The organism is Methanoregula sp., from assembly GCA_041645435.1.
In the GTDB taxonomy this organism is placed as follows: domain Archaea; phylum Halobacteriota; class Methanomicrobia; order Methanomicrobiales; family Methanospirillaceae; genus Methanoregula.
On sequence record JBAZQB010000001.1, the window covers coordinates 44,121 to 60,622 of the forward strand.

General features: G+C 50.4%; 11 protein-coding genes and 1 tRNA gene. 7 read left to right on the forward strand and 5 right to left on the reverse strand.

What is annotated here, in order from left to right; genetic code table 11:
- Positions 1 to 203: 203 nt before the first annotated feature.
- Positions 204 to 968, forward strand: a complete 765-nt coding sequence (locus WC593_00265; GenBank protein MFA4823568.1) for a response regulator — start codon at positions 204 to 206, stop codon at positions 966 to 968.
- A gap of 181 nt (positions 969 to 1,149) precedes the next feature.
- On the opposite strand, the gene WC593_00270 is transcribed toward WC593_00265, so the two are convergent.
- Complete coding sequence (locus WC593_00270) at positions 1,150 to 2,061, reverse strand: DUF4349 domain-containing protein (protein MFA4823569.1); 912 nt, start codon at positions 2,059 to 2,061, stop codon at positions 1,150 to 1,152.
- 362 nt (positions 2,062 to 2,423) lie between these two features.
- Here WC593_00270 and WC593_00275 point away from each other — a divergent pair, with 362 nt between their 5' ends.
- Together WC593_00275 and WC593_00280 are read left to right on the forward strand one after the other, a co-directional pair.
- Positions 2,424 to 3,026 (forward strand): HEAT repeat domain-containing protein, encoded by a 603-nt coding sequence (locus WC593_00275; GenBank protein MFA4823570.1) that lies wholly within the window; start codon positions 2,424 to 2,426, stop codon positions 3,024 to 3,026.
- Between the two features lie 277 nt (positions 3,027 to 3,303).
- Complete coding sequence (locus tag WC593_00280; protein ID MFA4823571.1) at positions 3,304 to 5,457, forward strand: ATP-binding protein; 2,154 nt, start codon at positions 3,304 to 3,306, stop codon at positions 5,455 to 5,457.
- Between the two features lie 23 nt (positions 5,458 to 5,480).
- On the opposite strand, the gene WC593_00285 is transcribed toward WC593_00280, so the two are convergent.
- Positions 5,481 to 6,788 carry an acetyl-CoA hydrolase/transferase C-terminal domain-containing protein gene (locus WC593_00285; GenBank protein MFA4823572.1) on the reverse strand — a complete coding sequence of 436 codons (1,308 nt, stop codon included), beginning with the start codon at positions 6,786 to 6,788 and terminating at the stop codon, positions 5,481 to 5,483.
- Positions 6,789 to 8,069: 1,281 nt separating this feature from the next.
- Here WC593_00285 and WC593_00290 point away from each other — a divergent pair.
- Positions 8,070 to 9,437: an ATP-binding protein gene (locus WC593_00290; protein ID MFA4823573.1), complete on the forward strand. Its 1,368-nt coding sequence runs from the start codon at positions 8,070 to 8,072 to the stop codon at positions 9,435 to 9,437.
- Positions 9,438 to 9,746: 309 nt separating this feature from the next.
- Here WC593_00290 and metG read toward each other — a convergent pair whose 3' ends face one another.
- The gene (gene metG, locus WC593_00295; protein ID MFA4823574.1) at positions 9,747 to 11,735 is read right to left on the reverse strand and encodes a methionine--tRNA ligase; all 1,989 of its coding nucleotides are present in this window, start codon (positions 11,733 to 11,735) and stop codon (positions 9,747 to 9,749) included.
- 40 nt (positions 11,736 to 11,775) lie between these two features.
- On the opposite strand from metG, the gene WC593_00300 reads away from it, so the two are divergent.
- The gene (locus tag WC593_00300; GenBank protein ID MFA4823575.1) at positions 11,776 to 12,567 is read left to right on the forward strand and encodes a hypothetical protein; all 792 of its coding nucleotides are present in this window, start codon (positions 11,776 to 11,778) and stop codon (positions 12,565 to 12,567) included.
- Between the two features lie 32 nt (positions 12,568 to 12,599).
- Here the strand turns inward: WC593_00300 and WC593_00305 are convergent, their stop codons facing one another.
- Both WC593_00305 and WC593_00310 read right to left on the reverse strand, forming a co-directional pair.
- Complete coding sequence (locus WC593_00305) at positions 12,600 to 13,124, reverse strand: hypothetical protein (GenBank protein MFA4823576.1); 525 nt, start codon at positions 13,122 to 13,124, stop codon at positions 12,600 to 12,602.
- Between the two features lie 75 nt (positions 13,125 to 13,199).
- The gene (locus WC593_00310; protein ID MFA4823577.1) at positions 13,200 to 14,171 is read right to left on the reverse strand and encodes a phosphoesterase; all 972 of its coding nucleotides are present in this window, start codon (positions 14,169 to 14,171) and stop codon (positions 13,200 to 13,202) included.
- 105 nt (positions 14,172 to 14,276) lie between these two features.
- On the opposite strand from WC593_00310, the gene WC593_00315 reads away from it, so the two are divergent.
- Positions 14,277 to 14,350, forward strand: a tRNA-Phe gene (locus tag WC593_00315).
- A gap of 93 nt (positions 14,351 to 14,443) precedes the next feature.
- Positions 14,444 to 16,432 carry a cation:proton antiporter gene (locus WC593_00320; GenBank protein MFA4823578.1) on the forward strand — a complete coding sequence of 663 codons (1,989 nt, stop codon included), beginning with the start codon at positions 14,444 to 14,446 and terminating at the stop codon, positions 16,430 to 16,432.
- Positions 16,433 to 16,502 lie beyond the last annotated feature (70 nt).

Here is a 16,502-nt window from a genome sequence, read left to right on the forward strand (position 1 = left end):
GGATACCCGAATGGCGGGGGAGAATCATAAAAACGATTTTCATGGTTCGGGTGCGAACTCCCGTTCATGTGCGTTTCAACAGAGCCATTTTTTTAAGTATCTTTTAGGATCCAGAAGTTTCTGAAGCCGGCATTAAAAACCAAATTTTAACCGATCATACGGAGATAGTACCCGTATAATCCTGATGGTCAGCTGGTCTCTCTATGGCTTCAATCCCCCGCATTATGATTGTTGATGATGATACCATCATCACGCATCTCATCTCAATAATGCTCCAGAAGAAAGGATACAATGTTGTCGGGACGGTTACCTCCGGTGCGGAAGCCATTGGAAAATCCGTGGAACTGAATCCCGATCTGGTTATCATGGATGTAAACATGCCCGGGGCCATGGATGGCCTCGAGGCTGCCCAATACATATTCCAGCTCTTTCGTTATCCCGTTGTCATCATCACGGGGCTCTCTGATGAGAAGCGGCTCGAACGGGTCAGGCACTCGCATTCATACGGGATCGTCTTCAAGCCGTTCACCGCGATCGAGATCTCAACGAGCGTGGATCTTGCCATCACCAACCACAGCAACCAGCCCGGAGGCCCGGAGCAATACCCAGTGGGCGACCCGAAAAAGCTCATGGATCTTCCTGAAGGGATCTTTATCATCGACAAACGCGGCCGGATAATCTTTTTCAATACCTATGCAACGTGGCTTGTCGATATTCCGGCAGGACAGATCCTGATGAAACACTGGCGGGATGTCCTGATGCTGATCAACGACACGACCCAGGAGGAATTAAAAGATCCCATCGCAGATGCCATCAACCATCTGGCCGGTGTATTCTATGATACGTACACCGCGATGGTGACGACCACGTCCAAACGCCGGCAGGTGAAGGTAGCCGTGCGTCCGATATTAGATACTCACGGAAAGCTCCTTGCCGCTCTTATGTCTATAAGAGAGAAATCGCCCTAATCCTGAACCTGAATCACATAAATCCCCCGTGGCATGACAGCCGGATTTTTACGGGAATATCTGGCGGGTGTTCAACCAATTCGCGCAGGTTTGTGCCTCCATACCGATATTTCTCCCTATAAAACAGGAGAATCCAGCATCAGCGCCCGATTGAATGTTCCCGCGAAAAAAAGGTGAAAAATTATTTCTTTTCTGTTGGTTCTGCCGGTACCGGTGCGGGTTTCTTACCTTTTTTCCAGCGGTAAATGCCGTACCCGATGCCCCCGAGAATGATGAGCGGGAGCAGTGCCAAGAATATGATTATGATTGCATCGATCATACCGAGGAACGCGGCAATCCCTTCATTGATTACCGAGATGAAGTCATGCCCTGTATCCCCCCCAACCGGTTCTGGTTCCTGCAGGCTGACCGTGATGGTTGAGAGATCGATACGGCTGTTGAGGTACTTGAGCCGCCCTTCGAGCCGGTTCAGTTCGGTCTGGACACGATCGATCTGTTCCTGTACCTTGATGATGTCTTCGATTTTTGTACTCTGCTTCATTATTGCATTGTACTGGGCGAGCTGGTTCTGGTACGAGGTTATCTGGGCCTGGACATCCACATATTCTTCGGTAACGTCCTGTCCCTGCGTTGAGATGGATTTGACAGTACCAATCGCTTCCACTCCCGAAAGGGCATTTTCAAACTCAGCCTGGGGTATGCGGATGACAACGGAACCCGTAAGCCGGTTGTTGTAGCCCTTCTGGATATTGGTTGAGGAGAGATACCCGCCTTTCTGGGCAGCGATGTTTTTCAGGGCATCGACTGCGCCGGGAATGTCCTTTACTTCGAGCGTGAGGGATGCGGTTTTTATGATCTTGGTCTCAATAACCGATGTTCCGGAACCGGATTGTGTAGGGGCCATCGTAGCCACTGGCATAGAGGGAGCACTACTGCCATACGACATCTTTGCCTCTGAGGAATAGCGGACCCCGTTATCATACACCGGAGTATCCTGCGCCGAGGATGAACTCCCGGAAGAAAAACCTGTGCACCCGGCAGTTGCAACTACTGCGATGCACACCACAAGGAGTGCGATGACTTTGTAGTTCATACCATGAAATAGTTGTGAGAAATATAAAAGTAATGGGTAAACTGCGATTTTTTTGGCAGTTAAAAAGCAATGTATCCTGGACATGTTTTTACTTGTCGCCAGAGCATAAAAACGAAAACAATAACGGGAATCCATTGAGCAAAAGGAGATACTGCGAGCCCGCGAGCGGGATAACCTACCCTATGGCTATAAGAAAAGAAGAATCCTCATCACCGTGTTGTATTGTAGCACAGTACCCACGACCGGAAGTAATCCGGGAAGATCAAATGCCTGATTTTTTTTAGATCTTTTTACAATTAATTTTCCTGAAAAGGATCGGTTGCACTTAAATAACAAAACGGGAGATAATTCAATGAGAGATTATGGCATCACCCAATGTACCCGATAAACCCGAAGGAGCAGAGGATCTCGAGAAACAGAATCTTGAAGGATTGATAAAATCCCTTCTTGACAGCACGGACCCAAAAGTCCGGCAGTATGCCGCGTACCTGCTGGGACAGGCAAAGAACCCCCGTGCAATCGAACCCCTGATCCATGCACTTGCGGATTTCGATAAATCCGTGCGTGAGCAGGCCACGCTTGCCCTTTCCTCGCTGGGGAAATCTGCTATTGAACCACTCGCTGAAGCAATGAAGGAACCCCGATGGGAGACCCGGTACCGTGCAGCCGAAGCGCTGGGAAAGATTGCCGATGAAAAAGCGGTCAAACCCCTGATCCAGGGACTCAAGGATAACCGTGAACATGTCCGGTATATGGCAGCAAAAGGGCTGCGTGAATTAGGCGACTCCGATGCGACCGAACCGATGATCATCCTGCTCAAGGATGAGAATAATTACGTCCGGATGATGGTAGCGCGGGCCCTTGGAGCAATCGGCGGAAAGAAGGTACAAGCCGCGCTTGCCACCGCACTTGAAGCAGAACAGGACGATAAGGTAAAAGAAGCGATCCGTGAAGCAATGAAATAATTTTTTTGTTTCATTTACGCAAATACCCTTTTTTCATTCATTCCCGATCATGGGACTCTTATGATCGAACATGTTTCATTATTCCGGTGCGATCTCAATTAATTCATGTATGTGTCTAAAGAGCCTAAAACAAGACGATTTATAAAAAATATTGAATAGATATTCGTTTTTTTGGCAAAAATAACCATAATTTTATCATGATTCAGGTTATTTACACTGGTAATCACGATCGTAACTGAATATAACGGGATTTTTGTACATAATATGTGGGAGAAAAATGGGTGACAAAGAGATTCATTTTTTAAAAGACCGGTCATTCTCCCTCTACCTTCTTATTGCAATGGTGATTCTTGTCATCATCGTTGTTGGGCTTGTTGCGGTGAATGACTATTACAATACAAAAAACATGTTTGACCGGAATTCAAAGCACCTCCAGCGACAGACCGAACAGGATATTATCGCCACGATCAAGCTGACCGATGAAAGCTACACCCTGTATGACAACAGCTTAAACGAGCAGATGCGCAGCGGATTTGATGTAGTCCTGGCTGAGTACAAACGTGTCGGGGGCATTCCCGCTCACATGAATCTCACGACGATAAAAAAATCCTTAGGTAACCAGTATGACATTTATGTGATCAATGAATCCGGGGTTATCGAGTTTACATCCTATGAACCTGAACTCGGTCTGGATTTTAAAAAAGTCCCGTATTTTTTTACCTACTTAACAACTATCAGGAACTCTGAAGGTTTTTTCCCGGATCGCATTGTTGGAGATGAACAGGGGAGCGGTCAGCTGCGTAAATTTGCCTATATGCCCACACCGGATCACCGGTATGTACTCGAACTGGGACTTGCAAAACCAACGTTACCAAACGGGCACGGAACTATCCAATACAAAAAGACCGTTGACCGGATCGCTTCAGCTAACCCGTATATCGATCGTGTCCGCATCTTCAACACGATGGGAAAAATCTCTGACAATGCGTCATATGTTGTGGATGACCCTACGCGGATTAATCTGGAGAAAGTGCTGCAGCAACGCGGGGATCTTACTGTTATCAAACCCGAGACCGGGCATTCCATCAAATACCTCTTCATCGACCTGAAGAACGAACAGTACGGTTCCGACCTGAGCCGGATTGTGGAGATCACGTATAATGATGCAATGCTCGAACATGCGCTTCATGAGCATGGACAGTTCCACCTCGCCGTTGTCTTTTTTGCACTCATTATCGGGGGTTGTGCAGCATTTTTCCTCTCCCGGTACCTGGCAAAACCGATTGCCGGGATAGTCCGGGATGTTGACCGGATTTCTGAAGGTGACCTTAACTGGAAGATCTCGCCAACCCATGTGGCAGAGTTCCAGGTGCTGGAACAGAGCATCAACACAATGGTCTCGTCTCTGGAAACTGCGCTTCGTCATGTCGAGGATGAAAAAGCATTTCAAAAAGGGCTGATCGATCATCTCCCGGTCGCAGTATTTGTCAAAAATGCAGATGATGGGAAATATATCTTCTGGAATAAGACCAGCGAACAGATGTTTGATCGCATTGCCGCAGATGTAATCGGGAAGACCGCCCGCGAAGTATTCCCTGAATCAACGGCAAGCGTCATTGAATCAGAAGATCTTGCGACTTTAAACAACAGAGTTTACACGTGCAATAAAAGAATCTCCAGAAAACAATCGGGCGAATGCATTATGCATCTGGTGAAAGTGCCGGTATCCGATTCCTCGGGAACTCCACGGTTTATTCTCGGTATGGCGGACGATTTAACCGAGCAGACTGCCAGCCTGAAACTGGATCTTCTCTACAGCCTTACCCGGAGCGATATTCTCGATCAACTCTCAGTCATTATAAATTCCCTGGAGCGGGCGCAGCTCAAGAGTTCAGAAAGCGCGATACAGGCTTTCTTTGATAATACCATTGGATCCGTTGAATCCATAAGGAACCAGATAGGGTTTTTAAGTTCGCTCAAGGATCGCGGGGTTATATCACCGAAATGGCAACATATCTCCCAGTCTTTTAAGATCGCTGCGACACTTCTTCCGGCACACCAGATCAGTATAGGTTCTGAAATGGACGATTTCGAAATCTATGCAGATCCCCTCCTCCCCAGAGTATTTTACAATCTTTTAGATAACTCCATGAAGCACGGTGGCAGCAGTTTAACAAAAATACACCTCTCTGCCCGGCTTTCACATGATTCCCTTCATATTATTTATGAGGATAATGGTCCTGGAATTCCCCCTGATCAGAAACGGAAGATATTTGAGTTCGGGCAGAGTTCGGGAACCGGGATGGATCTTTTCCTTGTCAGGGAGATCCTGGGTTTTACCGGCATCACGATCACTGAGAACGGTGACCCGGGAAAAGGTATCCGGTTTGTTATCGTAATACCAAAGGGAAAGTTCCGTCTGAATAAGTGATTTAACAACGTATCCCGCATCGGTCAGATCAGGTACATGTCCTCGGCCTGTCTCATCAGCTCGTCCCTGAACTTCGGGTGAGCAAGTGAGATGATCGCAAGTGCCCGCTCCCGTGTTGATTTCCCTTTCAGGTTGACGATCCCATACTCGGTTGCAAGGTAATGGGTATCGGCCCTTGGAGTCGTGATAACCGATCCGGAAGCAAGGCGCGGCACGACCCGGGAGATGGTGCCGGTTTTTGCCGTGGAATAAAATGCAAGAAATGATTTTCCCCCGCGTGACGCGAATGCACCGCGGACAAAATCCAGCTGGCCTCCGGTTCCTGAGAATGTTGCCCCCTCGAGATATTCCGCATTTGCCTGCCCAAGCAGGTCCACTTCGAGAACCGAATTGATAGAGATCATATTCTCGTTCTGTGCGATCACGGCCGGTGAACAGACATAGGAGGCGGCGTAACTTTCCATACTGGGATTGTCGTTCATGAAGTCGTACATCCGCTTCGTTCCTGCGGCCGTGGTATAGACATGTTTTCGCGGGTGGATGTTCTTTTTCCTGCCATTTGCCACTCCCGCCTCGATGAGATTGATCATTCCCTCCGTCAGCATCTCCGTATGAATCCCAATATCCCTATGATCCAGAAGGTACCGTGCAACAGCATTCGGAAGGTTCCCGATGCCCAGCTGGATGGTGGCGCCGTCCGGTACCATTGCCGCTATCGCCGGCCCGATGATCTCATCTTCAGGTTTTGCATCCGCGATGCGGAGCTCCATGAGCGGGACATGGTTCTCTACCACAGCATCCACTTCCGAGATATGGATGAGGGAATCGCCAAAGACCCTCGGCATATTACGGTTCACTTCGACAAAGAGCCGTTTGCAGTGCCGGGCTGCGGTTGAAAAATAATCGTTCGCCGTGCCCAGGCTAAAGAATCCTGCGTTGTCCATGGGAGAGACGGTGGCCATCGCGATATCCGTATCCATATACTCGGACACGATCTGGGGAATCTGGTGCAAGTAGGAGGGAACATGATAATTGAGACCGACTTTTACCGAATCGCGATCCGCTGCCCCGACAAACCAGGAATAGTTCTCAATGCAGTCGCACAGGTCCGGGGAAAGGACGGTTTTTGTAGCGTGTTCACGGGGGAGGAACGTATAGACTTTGAGATCCCTGATATCCCCGCTCCGTGCCCGTTCTGCAAGGGCTGCGAGAAGTGCCGGGGGCTGCGCAATACTCATGCCATAGACGATGGTATCGCCGCTTTTCATCCGTTCCATAACCTGCTGAGGGCTGTTTGTCTTCTCTTCGTACTGTTGCACAATTGTTTTCATGCTATCGCATTTGAGCAATAGAGCGGATGGAGAGATAAAATGGATGGGATCGGTAGGGAGCGTTCAGGACCGATTCCGGGATAATGCGGCGGGATTTTTTGTGCGGGAACAGTTGTCCGGAATTTTTTGGCCGAAAATTTTCGTGCATGGATTTTTTATGTACCGTTTTTTCGCTGGGGAAATTATTTTACCGGATAATTTTTACGGGTAGATTTTGTTAAGAATTTTTTCTGGACCTGTTTTTTTTGCGCCGGTATTTGTCATAAAAATTTTGAAATCTGCGAACGATGGAAAAGACAAATGGAAATTGATTGAGGGGAGCAAAATTTTCATTGCTCTGGTATAAGTCCTTCTGGCTTCATGTGAATTTCTTCTGGAAAATCCGGGTACGCACTTCTCCCCACAAAATTAAATCTTTCGTGACTGCCAAAAAACCCGGGCAAACTCTGCCTAAAAACCCATTTCTCCGACGTGATTGCGATAGACTGCAACCAAGGGTATTTGCAGACCGTTTCTGCTGAAAAACCCCCTGAAATATGTGTTAAAAAAAGTGAGCAACAGAAGCCCGCTAAATTGCAGGATCAAATCACGATTAAATCGGTTATTTTGGGGAAATAACCATTTTAAACCGTATTTTTTGTAGCGGTGGACACCCCTTTCAAAAAAACTGAAAACCGGGTCCGGAAAATGGCAATCTGAGCCCGTATAGGGCTCAGAATAGATCATCTCCCGGGCACCGGGATCATGTTTTGAAGATGTCCGGACTCCGGGTTTTTACTATATCATTCCCAAAGGTATCCAATAGTGTTGAAAAACACCATTGTTACCGGACTTTTTTTCCAGAAGTAGGCATACCGGAAAAACAACCCTCATATTCGCATTCCGGCAGCCTTTCCGGGGTCCGGATGGGGTAAACCAAGTGACGAAAATCACATCAATTTAAGGGGCATTGGTGCCTGATAGGAGGGGTGCTTTCCAGCCATATTTTGGCAAACAGGGCACGATAATGCTTTCGTTTCCACAGGAACAAAAAAGAACGAATTTTCAGCGTTTTTGGGCACCAGCCCGGATATCAGAGAGCGAAAAGGAGCCCGAACAGGGCTTATTTTCGCTCAGGACCCAGACCCCCATCTCTCCGGTATCTCCGACAAAGGAAAAATGAGGGGGATAATTTCACGCCCGTTTTTCCAGTAATCCCACAGGTCTCACCCCCCATAAGAGCAACAACCAGAAAAAGGAAGAGAACCCTAACTCAGTACAAAGTTCTGAAGCCTTTCGATCATGACCCTCCACGAATCCGACACACTGGAATTCAAAAAATCCCTCTCCCTCATCGAGCCCGCGCTCAAATCCGTATGCGGTTTCCTCAACCATCATGGCGGCGTCATCTCGTTTGGCAGGACCAACACCGGGGCAATAGTTGGCGTAGATCCTGCCGACCACTCGCTCCGCAGACTCTCCCAGCAAATCGCCTCCCGGATAAAACCGGAGATCACACCGGATATCCGCGTCATTGAAGAAGGGGGAAAACACCTCATCGTTGTCACGGTGCTGGAGGGAATTGGCAAACCGTACTATCTTGATGCTATCGCATACATGCGGACAGGAACCGAGAACCGGGTCATGCCACCCGACGAAATCAAGCGGATGATCCTCACCATCAACCAGCCCCCTTGGGATCGGGAGATTTGCCCCGGTGCAACCATTGATGATATCGATGCTGCCATTGTTTACGATTTTCTTGCAAAGGCAAAAGACGAACGCCGCCATGATGCCGACGCAAGCGCATCCGTTTCCAGCATTCTCAAAAAACTTCATCTGCTCAAAAATGGAGTGCCTACTAACACCGCGATCCTGTTATTCGGAAAAGACCCCCAGCAGTTCATACATCAGGCTGAAATCCGCTGCGGCCATTTCAGCGGGACCAATGTTACGAGCCCCTGCATCAGCATGAAAGTGATCGGCGGACCGCTTATGCGCCAGATTGATGATACGGTCAATTTTATCCTGTCGGTAATCCGGAAATCTGCAAGGGTCGTTCCCGGAAAAACACGGCGGGAGGAACACTGGGACTATCCTCCGGAAGCCGTGCGGGAATCCGTTATCAACGCGCTCTGCCACCGGGATTACCGGTCCGTTGCACATGCCCAGATCCGGATATTTACCGGACAACTTCAGGTATGGAACCCGGGAAAACTCCCGAATGTCCTGACCGTAGAATCGTTAAAGATTGATCATCTTTCTCTTCCGAGAAATACCGCTGTTGCTGATCTGCTTTTCCTCGCAGGATTCATTGAACAATGGGGATCCGGAACCATTCACATGGTAAAGGCATGCCGTGAACAAACCCTTCCCGATCCGGAGTTCAGGGAACAGGATGATTCATTCTCCGTAACCTTCACCCGGTCAAGCATCAACCGCTTCATGGAAGAGCCGAATTTGATCAACGACCGGCAAAAACAGGCACTCGTATATCTAAGGCAGCACCCGGGGATCACCTCAGCTGAGTATGCAAAACAATTTGCCTGCACGCAAAAGACCGCTCAGCGGGATCTTTCAGAAATGGAAACTCTGCATATTGTCCTGAAAGAAGGAAAGACCAAGAGTACCGTCTATCTGCTAAATGATCCATTTCGGACATTTCTTTGAAAATTCCGGGCACTGATAAGGTTAGCAATCCGGCTGAAAATTTCCGCCTGTTTGAGTAAATAAGGCAAGATATTACCGAATAACCTAATGGGTAATTCGGACATATTCGGACATTGCAGCCAAATACCTGCGACCCAGAAAACGAGTGAAATTCAAAGAAAAATCAAAACCGCTGAAAATTTGAAGGGGAACAGGGAGATTAATAGCGGACATATTGCGGACAATAGCGGACAAAAATCTTTTCGACCCGTGAAGGGTTACAAAAAAAATTGATTGTGTCCAATGATCGGCCAAGACAATAAAAAAAAATTACCGGATCTTACTGCCCGGTTCCACCGGCCGGAACGGTACGAGCAGGGACGCGGCATCTCCCGCCGCGAGCACCATGCCGTTGCTCTCCACGCCAAAGATCTTTGCCGGAGCAAGGTTGGTCACGACCACCACATCCTTTCCCACCAGTTCTTCGGGCTTGTAGAACTGCTGCATACCGGCAACGATCTGCCGGGTCTCGCTCCCGATATCGACCTGCAATTTTAAGAGTTTGTTCGATTTCGGTACCGGCTCTGCGGACAGAACCTTGCCGGTCCTGATATCCAGTTTCTGGAATTCCTCGAATGTAACCATGGGTATCTTCTCCGTCTTCTTGTTTGCTTCTGCAACCCGTTTCTGGAGCAGGGCATCGAGTTCTTTGACCTGATCCTCTTCCATCTTTACAAAGAGCGGGGTGGGGGCTTTGATGCTCCCTTCCGGTACCGGGTGCGTTGCTTCGCGGATAGGGTGATTCGCTACCTGATCGGTGTAACCCAGCTGCTTCCAGCATTCCTGCGCAGTCGCGGGCATCACGGGTTCGAGGAGCAAGGCGAGGGCTTTTGTTATCTGGATGCAGTTTTTGATGACCTGTGCAGCGGCAGCCCTGTCGGTCTTGATGAGTTTCCACGGGGCGTTTGTCTGGATGTAGGTGTTGCCGAACGCCGCAAGCGTCATGATCGCATCGACAGCACCCTTGAACTCGTACTCCTGCATGTATCCATTGACGGTTGCAAGGCACTTTTCGATCTCCGCGGTGATCGCCGGGTCAACAACACCTCCGGGAATGCCCTCCCACTCCTTCTGGGCGAAGTAGAGCGTGCGGTACACGAAGTTACCGAAGATATTGACCACTTCATTGTTGATCCGTTCGGCAAAAATCTTCCACGAGAAGTTCAGTTCCTTGGTGTGGCTCGTGTACGCGAGCAGGTAGTAGCGCAGGTAATCGGCGGGCAGGCCCTTGTCAAGGTAATCGTCATTCGTCCAGACCACGTAGCCCCGGGATTTCGAGAACTTGTGGTCATCTACTTTGACCATCCCGCTTGCCACAATCGCGTGCGGAACCCCGTAGCCGGCTCCTTTGAGGAGCGCCGGCCAGAAGATACAGTGGTGGTAGATGATATCGCCGCCAATGAAATGCGTGACCCGGTTCTCCCCGCACCAGAACCGTTTCCAGTCGTTGCCGGTCTTTTTGGCCCATTCTTCGGTAAACGCGATGTAGCCCACGGGAGCATCGACCCATACATAGACCACGAGATCGTCGCGGCCCGGGAACTTCACGCCCCATTCGAGCGTCCGGGTGATGCACCAGTCGTGGAGTTCGTCTTTTATCCAGCCGATTGCATAGTTCTTCGCATTGCTCGTGCCCCGCAGGGTGTCAAGGTACGGGAGCAGGAACTCCTTGAACTCCGAGAGCTTGAAGAAATAATGTTCCTGGTCGCGGAACTCCGCTTTCGTCCCGCAGACCTTGCAGACCGGATCCTTGATCTCGCCGGGTTCCAGGTGCTTGCCGCACCCCTGGTCGCACTCATCCCCGCGTGCCGGCTTGCCGCAGTGGGGGCAGGTGCCCTCGACATACCGGTCCGGGAGGAACCGTTTGCACTTTGTGCAGTAGGCCTGGTGCACGATCTGCTTGTAGATGTACCCGTTCTTCCCGAGTTCGGCCATGATGGCCTGCGTGCGGTGGTGGTTTGCGGGATTGTCCGTCATGCCGAAATGATCGAACATCACGTTCATCCGCTTGAACGTCTCGTTGAAGTGCGCATGGTAGCGCTCGGACATGGCCCGCGGGGTGATGCCGGTCTCTTCAGCAGAGACTACGATGGGTGTCCCATGATTGTCCGAACCGCAGACGAATACAACTTCTTCTCCCATCCGCCGCATATAGCGGACGTACGCGTCAGCGGGAACGTACGTTCGCAGGTGTCCGAGATGGCAGGGGCCGTTTGTGTACGGCAGCCCGCACGTGACCAGCAGCGGTGGCGGTGTCATGACTACATTTTTTGATTGTGAACCGTAATAAGATATGACCATGGCCAAGCTGCACAAACTCACCACGCGGGCGTTCGGGGCCGAACCCGGTACTCCGGATGTTGCCCAACTTTCTGAATGGATCGCGGAGCACCGCGGCACCCTGGCCGATCTGACCACGTACCAGCTGTACCAGTCGCTTGCGCTGCAACTGGAGGCCGGGATCGTGCATCCCTGCGCCGGAGGGAAGTTCTGTGCCGACCGGATCCGGGCGTCCCTTCTTGGTGTGACTGAGGGGCGTGCAGTTGATGAGATCGCGGTGAATCCTGAAGCGCTCATCGAAGATGCGGCGGGCATCGTAGTGCAGAAGCGCAACTGCTGGTGTGCGCTGCCGGCGCCTCATGTGCTTGGGCTTACCGATGGATACTATGGCGATGATGAAGAGTGGAGCGATGCGCTTACTGATGCATACTGCACGCTTATGCGGGCAATGCGGGACATTGGTGTCGCAGGGCACGTGCTGATCTGCGACAAGGCAGATGAGATGGAGATCAGGGCACTTGCACAGCAGAAAGTATTCTTCTTCCAGCCGGATGCGGATCGCAAAAGTCTGGAGTGCCTTATGGAACACCAGCGGCAGATTGCGGTGCGCCCAAAGCAGCTGGAAACGGTTTTTGATCTCATGAATGAGTATGACCTGCGGAAGATCCATATTGTGGACGCGGATGCAGACGCGATAAAACTCACCCTTTCCCATGTCGATCCGGATCAGGTAACTGTCGGGGGTTATTGTCTGGATAAGAGCGAAGAATACTGGAAAAACCTTGTTGATGCCGCGGTATATACCCGCTGAGTAAAAAGGCTTGCGAAAAAGGGAGATCCGGATCAGTTCTGACCTATCTGGTGAGAAACGGACGGGATACTGATCTGATCGTTCCAGGTTTCCCGATATCCGTCGGGGAAAATTATGGTAGTTGTCGCGGGTGAGAAATCCGGCGAAATGAGTGGTGCAAACCAGTACGTGTTGAGAATTTTTTGTGCACGTTCAAATGACACGGCGGGCGTTTCCATTCCTGTTTTTCCCTTCTCGCTGGTAACCGTGGCAAATGAGGGGACAATCACCACCGCTGAAGAACTTGTTGCTTTTGTTACCGTAACCGGTTCTTTTGCATGTCCCTCGAATGCGGATTTGAGTTCAGCAGCCGGATCGGTGATCCTGAAAAATACCGCACTCTGTTCAAACAGGGACAGATCATACTGCATATCGATTGCCGCATTCCCGTTCTGGGCAAGGGTGATGGTGAGTGTCTTTAACGTAAATGCCTGTGCCGGCATTACCAAAAACACCAGAATGCAGAGGCACCCGATGATGAGGTTGATCTTTTTCATGGTGAATGGTTGTACGATCATGGAAGTTAAAAAATCATAGGATGGTTGAAGTAAGAACAATCCCGTGTTGTGATCATCCGGGCAGGAAAAATTATTTTATTGGGATTCTGCCGCTTTTACGAACTCTTCGAAATGCCGGCTCTTCTTGAACAGCCACCAGGTGAACCGCTCAACCACGGAAAAATTGAATGAACCCCCCGCTGCGTTCGGGTGCCCGCCCCCGCCAAATTCGCGGGCGATAATGTGGCTTATCGGGGGTACTGAGCGCACCGAGAACTTGCCGTCTTTTCCGATGATCACTTCAATATCGGTCTTCTTCGTGGTACGGATGAAATGGGCGGTCTCGCTCGGGTAGCCATACAGGGGCGCAAAAGCAATCCGGTATTTTTTCCCGAGGATGGTCGTGTGGTTCAGGCTGCGCTGCATCATTGCATCCATATCAGCCTTGATCTCTGCGTATTCCTGTTCGATCAGGGTATCGGAAAAGATCCCGGAAATAAGGCAGTTGCGGACATGTTCGCGGTTCTTCTTTCGCTGGAGTACCTGCCCGAGTACTGCTGAACGGGGATCTGCATGTTTCCAGAGATCATAATCGCAGACAACCCGGGCAACTTCGACAGCAACCGGGTTTTCGGAGGCGAGATCGCGGGCAACGATACCGGTCCCGCAGACAGAGGTATCGATGTGGAGCAGCGCAACGGTGCGCTCGACTTTTTTGATCTCGTCATCCCGCCACCGGTGGTGATCCCGCCACTCTATCTTCCAGCCGTTAGCTGTAGCCTTACGGGAAATCGCTTCAATCTCACGGTGATACCCGAGATCCGAGATCGAGAGCAGGTCACCTTTTCCCTCGCAGGAGGCAACGAGTGCAAAGAGCGTGGCAAATTTTCCCACCGAACTCCAGATGGTGAATACACCTTCGGTGCCAAATTTCATCCGGTGAATCGCATCCGCTCCCACGGCATCGAGATCATTGTGCGTGAGGTGGACGACATGTGCGGTGCGGCTTTTTAGTGCATTCACCAGGCCGCTGTTCTCGCCACCGCCACCGTTACCCGGGAGTGACATCTGTTAATACTGTCATCGCAGCGTATAAAAAAGAGCGGTCATGCCCATTATCAGGGCAAATGACCGGATCATTTATTAGTCACAAGCGACAACATTTGTACTCCTGCCCTAGTAGCTCAGCTTGGGAGAGCGCTAGACTGAAGATCTAGTTGTCGCCTGTTCAAATCAGGCCTGGGGCACTTCTTTTATTGTTTTTGTTTTTCAAAAACAATCTATTATCTCAAATCGGATTAAACAATTATCTCAATTACCATGATTTCCCGGAGGACTCTATGAACCTGATGCTTGCCGCGGTCATCGTCGTCATCCTGTCCATCGTGCTCCTGTATATCGGCAATCACTTCCGGCTCCCGAGTATTGTTTCATTCCTTATCATCGGGATGCTGCTCGGGCCGTTTGGGTTTGGCCTCATCACCGACCAGTCTGCTATCGAGACCTTTGGCGAGATTGGGATCATCCTTCTGCTCTTTACAATCGGCCTTGAGTTCTCGTTCGAAAAGCTCCTGCGTTCATGGCGGACGGTCATCATTGGCGGGCTGCTCCAGGTAACAACAACCATCGTCGCAATCACCCTTGTCACCTCGTATTTCAAGCTCCCGTTCAATGAAGCGCTTGTCTTTGGGTTCATTGTATCCCTTTCCAGTACAGCAATTGTGATGAAGATCCTGCAGGAACGCGGGGAAGTGGATACGCTCCAGGGCAGGACACTCCTTGGGATCCTCATCTTCCAGGACCTGGCAATCATCCCGATGATCCTCATAACACCACTCCTGGTGGGCAGCAGCGGTCCTGACCTGGACCGGCTCCCTTACCAGATTGGAAAAGTTGCCGGGCTCCTTCTCGTCATCATTATCCTTGCCAAATGGATCATCCCAGCTTTCCTGTACCGGGTTGCCCGCCAGAAGAACCGCGAGCTGTTCTTCATTACCATAGCCGGCACCTGCCTGGTTATCGGGTGGCTGACGAACGAGGCCGGCCTCTCGGTCACGCTGGGGGCTTTTGTGGCTGGCCTGATTATCGGGGAATCTGATTACAATATTGATGCACTCAGCCACATCATCCCGTTCCGGGATGTCTTTGCAGCAATATTTTTCCTCTCTATTGGCATGCTCCTTAATACCCGTACCGTCTTTGCGGATCTTAACTGGATCATCCTTATCGTCATCATCATCCTGTCCGTCAAGATCCTGACGGGGGTTTTTTCAGCCGCAGTCCTTGGCCTGCCCGCCCGGGTCTGCATCTTTACCGGGCTTGCACTCTGCCAGATAGGGGAGTTTTCCTTTGTGCTCGCAAAGACCGGTCTTGATTCCCATCTCATCACTGACGGACTCTACCAGCTTTTTCTTGCCGGGGCGATCATCACCATGGCGCTGACCCCTTTTACGATGAACGCCTCCCCGCGAATTGTCGAACTGTTTTACCGGATTAGCCCAAAACGGGCATTACGGCCCGGGCACGCGGAGACGGATGCCAGTACCGGGAGATTCCTCTCCGGCCATATGATCATTGCCGGGTATGGTGCAACCGGTAAAAGCGTTGCACGGGCTGCCGAGATCACCGGGATTCCTTATATGGTGATCGAGCTGAACCCGGAAATTATCCGGAAAGAGAAAACGTCCCGTCATCCCCATTTCATTTTCGGGGATGCAGCCCAGCGCGAAGTGCTCGAACATGCGGGAATATACAATGCACGGGCGCTCGTTGTTGTAGTATCGGAGGAGGAAGCAATACCTCGTATCGTCCACCTGGCCCGGCAGCTTTCGCCCCATATCCATATCGTGGCCCGGATACGTCATATCCGGCATACGCAGAAGCTTCTCGATATCGGTGCAGATGAGGTGGTATCCGAAGAATTCGAGGCTGCACGGGAGATCTTTACCCGGGCGCTGCGGAAATATCATCTGCCCGAGACCGAGATACAGAAGATTGTTTCCCGCCTTCAGAAATGGGGGTATGCAAAATTTATCAAGAATCCGGAGAACGGTGCAACAAAATCCAGCATAGATACCCTGCTGCATTCCCTCCGGATACATACCCTTCTTGTTGAACCCGGTTCTTACTCTGACGGAAAGATCATAGCCGATCTGGATATCAGGAATCGTTTCGGCATTGCAGATTTCGGGTTCCGGCACGGCGAGAAGACCGTTTTTGATCCCGAGGATTCCCAGGAGATTACTGCAGGAGATGCACTGATCATTTTTGCATCCGATGATAAAGTCGAAGAAATCTATCCCCTTCTCTTTAAAAAGCCAGACCGGTGATAATTTACCTGTTCAAATCCGGTTTTAATCCCTCTTTTATTGGTGTTGTTTTTGATCTCTCCGTCGACAA